Consider the following 11,750-nt stretch of genomic DNA (forward strand, 5'->3'; position numbering starts at 1 on the left):
CTGAATTTTTACACTAATCAAGCACGTTCATTCTTTTTATATAAACGTGCTTAAAAGCTATTATTTATTAATATTTGCCGAATTATTTATTTTGTATAACTCTCAAAAACACGTATATTTTATCACACAAACTTAAATAGCGTCAATGCATGAATTACGCCATTTTTTTAAGCATCTCTATTCAATACTATTCATCCTTTGACAATAAAATATACATAGCCGTAAACTGCTTAAATAGTACTAAGTAGCAATAAATCTATTGCTCGCCCCAAAAATTGACGCTGAAATAATTGTGGTTATTTAGACATCTCCATAAAAGTCCCTTCAATGGCATTCAAAGTATTTTTTATGTCATCTTCGCTATGTGCGGAACTTACAAACATAGCCTCAAACTGTGATGGTGCAAGATAAATACCTTTCTTAAGCATACTCTTAAAGTATTTCGCATAAGCCACGGTATCGCTCTTTTTTGCTTCTGCGTAGTTTGTAACCACCGATTCTGCAAAAAATACACAAAGCAGTGAACCGACTCTATTTATATTAGCAGGAACATTATATTTTTGTGCTAACAGTTCTATTCCATCACCCAGTATTTTTGCCATTGCATTGATATGTTTATAAACCTGTTCATTACTTCTTAGTATCTCCAGCTGAGCAAGTCCCGCTGCCATAGCTACCGGATTTCCTGAAAGAGTTCCTGCTTGATATACTCCTCCAACAGGTGCTACACATTCCATTATCTCTCTCCGTCCTGCATAAGCACCTACAGGCATCCCTCCACCAATGATTTTCCCATAGGTAACTATATCCGCAGAGACTCCAAAGTACTCCTGTGCACCACCTTTTGCTAAACGAAAGCCTGTAATAACTTCGTCAAAAATAAGCAAGGTTCCGTTTCTTTTACACAAAGCTGAAAGTTCCCTTAAAAAATCTTCTTTCGGAGCAATAACCCCCATATTGGCAGCTACAGGCTCAATAATAACAGCACTAATTTCATTCTTGTTTTCAGCAAAGAGTTTCTCTACACTGGCAATATCATTATATATAGCTGTCAAGGTATCAGCTGCAACATTCTTTGGAACTCCCATACTGTCTGGAACACCTGCTGTGAGCACTCCTGAACCAGCCTTTACCAGCATGCTGTCACTATGACCATGATAGCAGCCCTCAAACTTTATTATTTTATCTCTTTTTGTAAAACCTCTTGCCAGACGGATAGCACTCATAACTGCCTCTGTACCGCTATTCACCATTCTGACCATCTCAATGCCTGGTACCATTTCTGTTATTAGTTCTGCAATCTGTACCTCAGCTTCAACAGGTGCTCCAAAACTAAGTCCATTACATATAGCTTTTTCAACACTTTTTAATATAGCTTCATTGTTATGTCCTAAAATCATTGGCCCCCATGAGCCAACATAATCAATATACTCAGTTTCTTCCACATCATATATTTTTGAGCCCTTCGCCCGGCTTATAAATAAGGGATTTGAGTTTACTGCCTTAAAGGCTCTTACAGGGCTATTCACACCACCCGGTATTACTTTTTTTGCTCTTTCAAACAATTCCTGACTGTTCACTATCCTATATCACCTCTTTTTATTGCAGCTGCTATTTCCTTTGCATAATAGCTTATGAGTATATCTGCACCAGCCCTGTAAATACTGACTGCGCTCTCGCACATTACATTATACTCATCAATAAGCCCCTGACCTGCAGCAGCCTTGATCATTGCATATTCACCACTGACACTGTATGCTGCTATAGGCAGGTGAGTTTGCTCCTTAACTGCTTTTATTATATCAAGATAAGAAAGAGCAGGCTTTACCATAAGTATATCTGCACCCTCACTAGCATCTAATAGAGCCTCTTTTATAGCCTCCCTGCTATTGTGATAGTCCATTTGATAGCCCTTGCGGTTTCCAAAAGCAGGCGCAGAACATGCAGCCTCACGAAATGGCCCATAAAATGCTGACGCATATTTTACTGAATAAGACATAATGGGAGTATCAGAAAACCCATTTTGGTCCAAAGTCATTCGAATCGCACTAATTCTTCCGTCCATCATATCAGAGGGTGCTACCATATCTGCACCAGCTTTTACATGTGACAGTGCTATTTTTGCTAAGTAAGGCAATGTCTTGTCATTATCCACCTGCTCACCGTTTAAAATCCCGCAGTGTCCGTGAGAGGTATACTCACACATGCAAACATCCGTTATTACATACATTTCAGGATAATTCTTCTTTATTTCATGTATGCCCTTTTGCAATACACCATTTTCATTAAAAGCCTCCGTTCCAAACTCATCCTTATTCTCCGGAAGTCCAAATAGAAGAACAGCTTTTACCCCATTCTTCAAAGCCTCTTCAATAGCTTGCCCTACCATATCAGGACTATAGTGAAATTGATTTGGCAGCGACTGTATCTCCTGCTTTATATTTTTCCCCTCTTTTATAAAAAGTGGCAATATTAATGAGTCGGCTGACATCCTTGTTTCTCTTACCGCCTTACGTAGAGTGTCACTTCCCCTTAATCTTCTTGGTCTATTTATCATCCTTTAGACACCTCCACCAATTTATCTATCATTGATTCAATTGTTGCTTCATCTGAAACCACATAATTAATGTTGTACCTTTTAGCAGCCTTTGCAGTCTGATTTCCAATGCATATAGCTGTTAAGCTATGGGTATCTATATCTCCCATTGATTTTACAAATCCCTCTACAGTAGATGCACTTGTAAAGGTTACATATTTCAGTTCACCTTTATATATTAGTTCTTTCACCATTTCGTTATTTTCACTTGTATATAAAGTGTCATACAGATGAACTCTGTCAAATTCAATATTATTCTCGTTGAAGACATTGACTATATCATCACTGGCTTTTAACCCGTCACAAATAAGCACCTTTTCATTTTTCTTCAAAAGTTTGGCTATACCCTTAGCCAAATGTTCTCCGTCAAAAATTTCAGGTGTGAAATCACAAAATATGCCTCTTTCCTCCAAGGCTTTTTCTGTCTGCCTTCCTACTGCTGCTATTTTCACATTAGCAATGGCTCTTGCATCAAGCCTTTTGCTCTTTAAATAATCAAAAAATATATCAACTCCGTTTTTACTGGTGAATAATATCCATCCATATTCATTCAAATGCTTACATGCATTATAAAAACTTTCATTATTTTGTATAGAAATCACTTCAATACATGGATACTCAATAGTCTCCGCCCCTTGTTCATAAAGCTTTTGAGCAATTGTTCCCAAAGCTGCCTTTGGTCTTGTAACCAGTACCTTTTTACCAAATAGAGGCTTATTCATAAACCAGTCAAAGCTGTTTGATAGTTTGCAAACCTCCCCAACCACAATAACTGCAGGGGATTTTATTTGCTTATCCTTTGCCTGTTGTTCCAAGGTTCCAACAGTAGCTATCAGTTTTCGCTGATTTTGCCTTGTCCCATTTTCTACTATTGCTGCAGGAGTATTCTTATTAAATCCAGCTTCCATCAGTCCATCCATTATATATTGAAGTGATGAAATACCCATGAGAAATACTAGCGTTCCCTTAAGTTCAGCTAAAGCCCTAAACGGTATTGCTAGTTCTCCACCTGCCTTCGCATGTCCAGTAATAATATGAAACGAGGAGCAGTAATCCCTGTGTGTAGCAGGTATACCAGCATAACAAGGTGCAGCAATAGCCGAGGTGATTCCGGGTACTACTTCATATTGTACATTGTTTTCTATCAGTAGTTCCAGTTCCTCTCCTCCTCTGCCAAATACAAATGGGTCACCACCTTTTAAACGTATGACAAAATAACCTTCCAATGCCTTTTGGAGAAGTATCTCATTTATTTCCTCCTGCTTTACAGGATGGTGCTTATTCTCTTTTCCAACGTTAATTTTCTGTGCATTTGGTGGGATTAACTTTAGAATATCATCTGAAACCAATCTGTCATACACAACAACCTCTGCTTTAGCCAACATCTCTGCTGCCTTAACCGTCAAAAGTCCTTTGTCCCCTGGTCCTGCACCTATTAAAGCTACAAAGCCTTTTTTCATTTACTTCTTACCCCTATTTTTCTCGCCAGTTCTATTCCTAGTTCTATTGCATTTTGCTTGTTTCCTCTAATACTCTCTTTTATTATTTCATCAGCTGCCTCATTATAGAACAGCCCCTTCAAAATAATTTCATCTTTATCTAGTTCTGCATATGCACCAATAGGAGCACTGCAGCCACCATTCAATGCCTTAACAAATGAGCGCTCTGCAAGTGATATAAAATGAGAATCCTCGCTATCAAAAAGCTTTAGATAATCAAAGTTTTCACCTGCTCTTCCCTGTACAGCAATAATCCCTTGACTGGCTGCAGGAATTATTTCATCTATTGTAAAATATCTATTTATGTATCTTTCTAGCCCCAATCTTTTTATTCCTGCGGCAGCAAGTACTATTGCAGAAAACTCACCTTTTTCCAACTTATTAAGTCGTGTTTGAACATTCCCTCTTATTGGTGCAGTTTCACAGTTAGGATATAATTCTTTTAGTTGAAGCTTTCGTCTAAGACTGGAACTTCCAATTGGAAGTGCTTTTGTATCTGATTTCAATATATCTTGAAATGCTTTTGCTTGATGAGTTTTGGGCAAAATCAACACATCTCTGGCATCCTCTCGTTTTGAAAGAGCAATAACAGGCAATCGTGGATTTTCCTCTATAGGCATGTCTTTATAGCTATGAACAGTAATATCTACTTCACCACTATATAAGGCTTCGTCCAACTCTTTAACAAACAGCCCTTTCCCGCCTATTTTATCAAGTGATTTATCTAGAATCTTGTCACCAGTTGTTTTCATTGTTATAAGTTCAACTTGAATTGATGGATCATACTTGTTGATAGCGTCTATAACCATATTGGATTGGATTATCGCAAGCTTGCTGTCACGACTTCCAACCTTTATTTTTTTCATATAACCACCTCTATAGTTGAGATAAAAGCTCAAACCATATAATCAAATATGTTATTTTTGTTCATCTGTCATTATATAAATATCATAAGTCCTCTAATACAATCCGGTGATCTACTAAAGCCATTTCCTTAATCTTGGCTTTCACAGTTTTTCTTTGGCTGAAAATATTTTCTAACAAAACGCCTTCTTCACTAGGTATTACTTTGTCAACTGATTCAAGAATTAACTGCTCCTTGCCTTCTTTGTCAATCAAATATACATTTGCTTCACACATTATATTCACCTCTATATTTTTTAATAAGTTCTATAGCCTCATCTACCAAATGCGGTAATGGCTGGTTATTTACTCCTACAACGTCAATATTACATCTATTTAAAGGAATCAAAATCTTTTTTGCTGGACTCTCTGCTATAGCTTTTGCCATTAATGGAGTTAATTCGCCAAGCATTGAGTTTGCAGCTATTATTCCGATACTTCCTATAATTATATCAACCTTCGGTGCATTTACTACTATTGCATTTTCACCTGAAGCCCCTTCATTTCCACCTGCCTTAAGCATAAGAGATGTAGCCAGCACATTGGTTCCTAAAACCACTATATCTACCTTTTCAGAAAAAGCAGTTTTCAGCTTTTCTACAATTAATTTTCCAATTCCACCACCCTGACCATCAATAACCGCAATACGCATTTTATCACCAATCCCAAGTTTATTCTAAATTTTTAGGTTGCCCACAAATAGGACAATTTTGAATTGAAAGAGGTACTTCTAGCCCACAGTCGTTAAGCAACTCAGCGTTTGTCAATATCTCATTTGCTGGTCCATCTGCAACTACTTCCCCCTCTTTAATCACAATAATCCTTGTGCAAATATCAAATACCATATCTAAATCATGGCTAGTTATTATTTTAGTATGTTCAAAGCTTCTTAACAAGCTTATAACTCTCCTCCTTGATTTAGGATCTAGAGCTGATGTGGGCTCGTCCATAATTAAAACATCAGGTTGCATTGAAAGAACTGTTGCAATAGCCGCAGACCTTTTTTCTCCACCAGATAATTTAAAAGGAGCTCTATTTTTTAAATGGGGTATTCCAACCAATTCTAAAGCTTCTAATACCCTTCTTTCAACTTCTTTCTCATCTAGCTTGTAGTTTCTCGGTCCAAATGCTACATCATCATATACAGTTGTCATAAACAACTGATCATCAGGGTCCTGAAAAACCATACCCAATCGCTGTCGTATCATTGGCAGAGTTTTTTTTGTCAGACGAACATCTCCAACTAAAACTTCTCCTGCATCTGGAAAAAAGATTCCCATTAAAAGCATTAGCAAAGTTGACTTTCCTGCACCATTGGAGCCGATAATTCCTACAGATTCACCATGATGAATTGTAAAGGATATATTCTTAATAGCTTCATGACCATCTGGATATGAATAATGTATGTTTTTTGCTTCAAGCTTATGGTGACTCATATATATTTTACACTCCTGTAAATAATAAACCTATCATCATAGGGATATTATATATTCTTGCTATTATAAAAAACAAACTCCATACTAAAAAGTAAGCAAAATCCTTAAAACCCATTCTTAAGTCATCACCCATATTATACTCACCTGTGAAACCTCTTAAACACATTGACTGGTATACTCGTTGTGCTCTATCAAAGGTTCTTAGCAGTAATTGTCCTGCAAAAGACCCCCAAACACTTCTATGGATTCCTTTATGTCCCGGTGTTCTCAATGAATAAGCCCTCTGCATTCTGAATACTTCATCTATAAGGACATAAATATACCGGTAAGTTAATAGTAATTGCAAAACAAAGATTTTAGGAACTCTTAGTATTCTCAAAGCTAAACCTAGCTTATCCATTCCTGTTGTTGCAATAAGTAATATGCTTACCAAAACTGTTAAGCTGCATTTAATAAAAATTGAGAGAAATGTAATCCATCCACGTGAAATAGTAATTTCGCCAAGTGTAACAGTATATTCGTCAAACAACGGGTTCAATATTCCTATTCCAATAATCAAAGGTTCTACAAGCAAAACTCTTTTTATAATTGAAACAACAGGTAACTCTGCCAATACTAAAATTAATACAGGATAAAAAACATATATTAAAAGGTTCTCAATCTGGTATTTTCCAAATGATACAACAGTAGCCAAATAAACAAATGTGGTTAAAAGCTTCGCAAGCGGATGAATCTTGTGTATAGAAGTCTTTTTTTGCGCCAAGTCATCAAGAAGCCGTATATTATAAATTGAATCTATAAGTTTTAACATAAATAACCAAACCTTATATAAATAAATTTTAACAGGCAGAGCATAAACCCTGCCTGTTTATTTACTTAATTTGCTGTTCTTTTATTCCTTCTTTTCACTACACTTATTACAAAACCGATAAATGTCGCTAATACAAGTGTCATTGCACCACCAACAATACCAGAAACACTGGTTCCAGCGCTAACGGCAGGCCAAGCTTCCTCATTTGTAGCAGTTCCATCTTTCATTTCAGCTTCGCTCGCCTTAAAGCTATAATCTGGTAAGAGCACTGTCTTACTCTGCATTACAGACAAAGTACTATATATATCACCTGTTGCTTCCAACTCTGCTGTTCCAGCAGTTTTTTCCATAGACCATTCCAAACCATCTGGTTTTGAAGAAGCAAACCATGAAAGGGCTCCACCAACAATTATAATGGCAACAATAAGTCCAGTCAAAACTTTTTTCATTGATATATTTCCAAGAGCTTCTCCAATGTATGCCTTTTCTAAGATTTCAGGTCTAGCTTTCCATACAAAAGTTATAATGGCTGAAGTTACAAGGCCTTCAACCACACCAATTGCAAGATGTATTGGCTGCAAAAGAAGAACAAATTTTGCAAAAGTAAGTTCGGTTTTCCCAGATAAAAGAGTTTGAAGTGCAACACTAAAAGCACCCAATTGCAAACCAATTATTGCAGAAACCATCGAAGCTCCAAAAATATTTTTGGCATTAATGCCTTTACGTGTAAAAAACTTATAGATATAAGGGTAGGCAATAAAGCAGGTGTAAAAACCGAGGTTGAATACGTTGCATCCAAACGCCAGTAATCCTCCATCACCAAAAAATAGCGCCTGTATAAGAAGTATAGAAGCCATGGTTAAGAATCCTGCTTGAGGTCCTAATAATATTGCAAGCAGTATTCCTCCTCCAAGATGTCCACTTGAACCAGTTCCTGGAATTGAAAAATTAATCATCTGAGCTGCAAACACGAACGCTCCCATGACTCCCATTAATGGAATTTTCTTTTCATCCATATCATTTTGGATTTTCTTAACAGAATAAGCTGCAACTCCGACGGTAACAGCCAACATAGTTCCACCAACTGCTGGTGAAATCAAGGCATCAGCCATGTGCATAATATCGACTCCTTTACAAAATAAATAACCCAAAAAGGGTAATAAAGTACATAGCCCCTTCGTGGGTCTGTTTTACATTTGTTAAAATCATCTAATTACTGCTGAGCCTTCTTGGTCTCAATTAATAATAAAGTATCATAATCTATAAACATTGTCAAAAAAATTTTCTTTACTTAAACTTAGTTAAATAAATTAGTTAAATTTAGTCAATAAATTAATCTATTCAGCTTTCAAAACATCAAGTTCTGATTTTTACTTCCTGAACATTGTTTCATATATAACTTATATGGCAAGCCATTTATCATATATATTCTCTTTGTTTTGATTTAATAAATTAGTGAATTCATTTGTCTTGCAATTATATTCATAATCTTTCTGCCATTTTGAATAATTTATTGTTATTTGCCTGATAGCATCTATAATAAAATTCACCTCGTTATCTGTTGTAGTAGGATGAAAGGACATCCTCACCCAACCAGGTTTTGTTGACAAATCTCCTCCGTCAATTCTCCGTGTGATTTTTTTTGATTTTTCCATGCCTATATTTAGCAGATAATGACCATATGTACCAGCACAAGAACATCCACCTCTTGTTTGAATACCAAATCTGTCGTTCAATAGCTTAACAATCAAATTATAGTGTATCTTATCTATATAAAATGAAATAATAGCCAAACGATTTTTTATACCTTCTGCTAATATATGAACCCCCGGAATATCATATAATTTTTTAAAAACTATATCCAATATTTCTTCTTCTCGCTGGTTCATTTTTTGAATGTCCATTTTATTTTTTAGTTCTAAGCATAATGCAGCTTTTATAATTTGCAGAAAGCCTGGAGTCCCCCCATCTTCCCTTGTTTCAATATCTAATACATAACTTTTTTCACCCCATGGATTTGTCCAGTTAACTGTTCCTCCACCAGGTATATCAGGAACTTCATTATTTAAAAGATTAGAATCTAAAATAAGAACTCCCGCTGCTCCTGGTCCACCCAAAAATTTGTGTGGTGAGAAATATATTGCATCCAGCTTTTCCAAAGGATTATCAGTATGCATGTTTATCTCAACATATGGTGCCGATGCTGCAAAATCTACAAAGCATAAGCCATTATACATATGCATTAATTTTGCCATACTATGATAGGGTGTTTGTATTCCAGTTACATTTGAACAAGCTGTAAATGCACCAATTTTTATAGCCCTTGTAGAATATTTCTTTAGTTGGCTTTCTAAATAGTCCAGATCTACATTCCCTTCCGAATTAGGCTGAATAATTATTACATCTGAAGTGGTTTCCAGCCATGAAATATAATTAGAGTTATGTTCCATGTGAGTAACAAATACAATTGGTCTATATACTTCAGGTATATTAATTTTTCTACTATATTTTTCACATAGTCTTAATCCCAAAATACGCTGCAGCTTATTTACTGCCGATGTCATTCCAAAACCAGTAGGGATAATAATATCATTCTCGTCTGCATTTACATGTAATTTAATTTTTTCTTTTGCTAAATTGTATGCTGTTGTCATAGCATTGCCGGTAAAACTTGACTGTGAATGAGTATTTCCCACAAATGGACCAATTTCATTAATAATTCTTGTCTCTATTGGTCCATACAAACGTCCGCTTGCAGTCCAATCTGCATACACAATTTTTTGTTTTCCATAGGGTGAGTCAAAATAATGATTATATCCTATTGTATTTCTTCTGAATTCATGAAAATAATCTTCTAAAATCATATCAATACCTTCTACTCCTATAAGATTAGTTAATTATATATCCCAAAATATTTAGAACTGGTTTCTTATTCATAAAACCTTTTAACTTTATTAAAAAATTTAACACTTTAATACCCAGTCTACTGTGCTTTGTACATATTAGCATATACCTCAGTTGTTTTCAATAATTATCCACCATTACCTTGTTATGCTATTCAAACACTATTCAAAATAATAATACTATCTAAATAATAAACTATCCCTGTGTTGTTAAATCATTATTGATGTTTTATCTTGAGACAGATATTATTATTCAGATATCAATAAAAACATTTCTACAGGATTTCTAGCATTTTACTTTATACGCGGCAAATTTAATTTTTAACCACAACTCTGACACCTGCATACTATTGTCAACTTTCGCTAATAGCCTTGCTATTTATCGCAAAATAAAAAGCGCCAATCCGAAGATATTATCTTCAAATTGACGGCTAATCTAAAATTTTAAATTTATTTTAAAATACTACTAGATTTATCTTTGACACTTAAAGAATTTCACTTTGGCTAAGAATTCTTATAAATTCATTCATTAGCACTATGTCTTCTTCTTTACACTCTTTCAGTTTTACATTTATTTTTTCCCACAAATCATTATCTTTGATCATATTTGCTTTCAATACACTTGACAGTATTATATTAAATTCATTTACTAAATTACTATATCTCTCAATTAATTGATTTAAATCATATTTATCATTATATTTATCATTTAGAAACTCCATTCTTAACAGCATAAGCTTTTTATGCTCTATAAATGAATAAAATGCTCTGCGGTCAACATGCTGACCATTTTCAATTGCACTTCGAACAAATTTCATCAATTCATTATAGCAATCTATACCAAAAACATAGTAATTACTATATCTATAGCCTTCGGCATAATTATCCAAAAGCAAATATTCTTTTAAATCGTTGATTATTTTTTTAATATTAACTTCAAATATATCTTTAGAGAAAGAGGGATCTTGCCAGTTCCTCTCCACATTTTTTGTGACACACATCATATATATGGCTTTCTCTTTATATTTATATAACTCTGCATCTTCGTTATCATCTCGATACAAATCCAAAATTACGTTAGTACTTGTTATAATCTCATCATATGTTACCTGATCGAGAGTATATTTGCCAGTTGTATTATCCCCCATGTAAAATATTTTTTTATCATCATCATATCCATATATGAAAATTTCATGTAGAAAATGGGTCTTATTATAATGCATCTTATAGGCAGATATATAATACATATCAATGTCAAAAAAGAGGTATAAGTTTTTATTAATACAAGTTTTAATAAAGTCAATAATATCTGTTTTTATTAGTTTTAAAAAATCGTATGGCATTGAACTGAATTTAATCCATGGATTTGATTTTAAATAAAAGTGAGTCCAGTCACCATATAAATTATAAAAGAAATCAACAGTTCCTGTTCTAACTCCTTTATTACAAAGATCTTTTAATGTATACACCTGTATAAAGTTATTAAACACCCATGGTTTACACTCTTCTCTTGCCATAAGCATTGAAAATAAAGCCCCTTTATGTGGATAGCCGTTTATTGGTGGGTAAACCACAGGTAAAATACAACTTTCATTTTTCATA

The 11,750-nt window shown here is 34.7% G+C and carries 11 protein-coding genes; all 11 read right to left on the minus strand.

All coding sequences use genetic code 11. The features are described from left to right. Positions 1–296: 296 nt before the first annotated feature. Entirely contained in the window at positions 297–1,580 is a 1,284-nt protein-coding gene (gene hemL / locus EHE19_RS14855; protein WP_425314290.1) for a glutamate-1-semialdehyde 2,1-aminomutase, read from the minus strand. Continuing rightward, on the minus strand, positions 1,580–2,557 hold the full coding sequence (gene hemB, locus EHE19_RS14860; RefSeq protein WP_137696891.1) for a porphobilinogen synthase: 978 nt from the start codon (positions 2,555–2,557) through the stop codon (positions 1,580–1,582). The genes hemL and hemB overlap by 1 nt, the downstream gene beginning before the upstream one ends. Next, a complete protein-coding gene (gene cobA, locus EHE19_RS14865) occupies positions 2,554–4,056 on the minus strand; it encodes a uroporphyrinogen-III C-methyltransferase (protein WP_137696892.1) in 1,503 nt (500 codons plus the stop codon). Before cobA ends, hemB begins: the two co-directional genes overlap by 4 nt. Continuing rightward, the gene (hemC, locus tag EHE19_RS14870; protein ID WP_137696893.1) at positions 4,053–4,961 is read right to left on the minus strand and encodes a hydroxymethylbilane synthase; all 909 of its coding nucleotides are present in this window, start codon (positions 4,959–4,961) and stop codon (positions 4,053–4,055) included. The genes cobA and hemC overlap by 4 nt, the downstream gene beginning before the upstream one ends. Before the next feature lie 82 nt (positions 4,962–5,043). Further along, complete coding sequence (locus EHE19_RS14875; RefSeq protein WP_137696894.1) at positions 5,044–5,235, minus strand: CooT family nickel-binding protein; 192 nt, start codon at positions 5,233–5,235, stop codon at positions 5,044–5,046. Beyond that, positions 5,228–5,650, minus strand: coding sequence for a DUF3842 family protein (locus EHE19_RS14880; protein ID WP_137696895.1), 423 nt, complete (start codon positions 5,648–5,650; stop codon positions 5,228–5,230). Before EHE19_RS14880 ends, EHE19_RS14875 begins: the two co-directional genes overlap by 8 nt. 19 nt (positions 5,651–5,669) lie before the next feature. Beyond that, a complete protein-coding gene (locus EHE19_RS14885; protein ID WP_137696896.1) occupies positions 5,670–6,434 on the minus strand; it encodes an energy-coupling factor ABC transporter ATP-binding protein in 765 nt (254 codons plus the stop codon). Between the two features lie 7 nt (positions 6,435–6,441). Continuing rightward, positions 6,442–7,245, minus strand: a complete 804-nt coding sequence (gene cbiQ / locus EHE19_RS14890; protein ID WP_137696897.1) for a cobalt ECF transporter T component CbiQ — start codon at positions 7,243–7,245, stop codon at positions 6,442–6,444. 65 nt (positions 7,246–7,310) lie between these two features. Beyond that, positions 7,311–8,363, minus strand: coding sequence for an energy-coupling factor ABC transporter permease (locus EHE19_RS14895; protein WP_137696898.1), 1,053 nt, complete (start codon positions 8,361–8,363; stop codon positions 7,311–7,313). 282 nt (positions 8,364–8,645) lie between these two features. Continuing rightward, positions 8,646–10,109, minus strand: a complete 1,464-nt coding sequence (locus tag EHE19_RS14900; protein ID WP_137696899.1) for an aminotransferase class V-fold PLP-dependent enzyme — start codon at positions 10,107–10,109, stop codon at positions 8,646–8,648. A 524-nt stretch (positions 10,110–10,633) separates the two neighbouring features. Continuing rightward, positions 10,634–11,749, minus strand: coding sequence for a hypothetical protein (locus tag EHE19_RS14905; RefSeq protein WP_137696900.1), 1,116 nt, complete (start codon positions 11,747–11,749; stop codon positions 10,634–10,636). Between the last annotated feature and the right edge of the window lies 1 nt (position 11,750).

Origin of the sequence: Ruminiclostridium herbifermentans (assembly GCF_005473905.2) — a bacterium.
GTDB lineage: Bacteria > Bacillota > Clostridia > Acetivibrionales > DSM-1351 > Ruminiclostridium > Ruminiclostridium herbifermentans.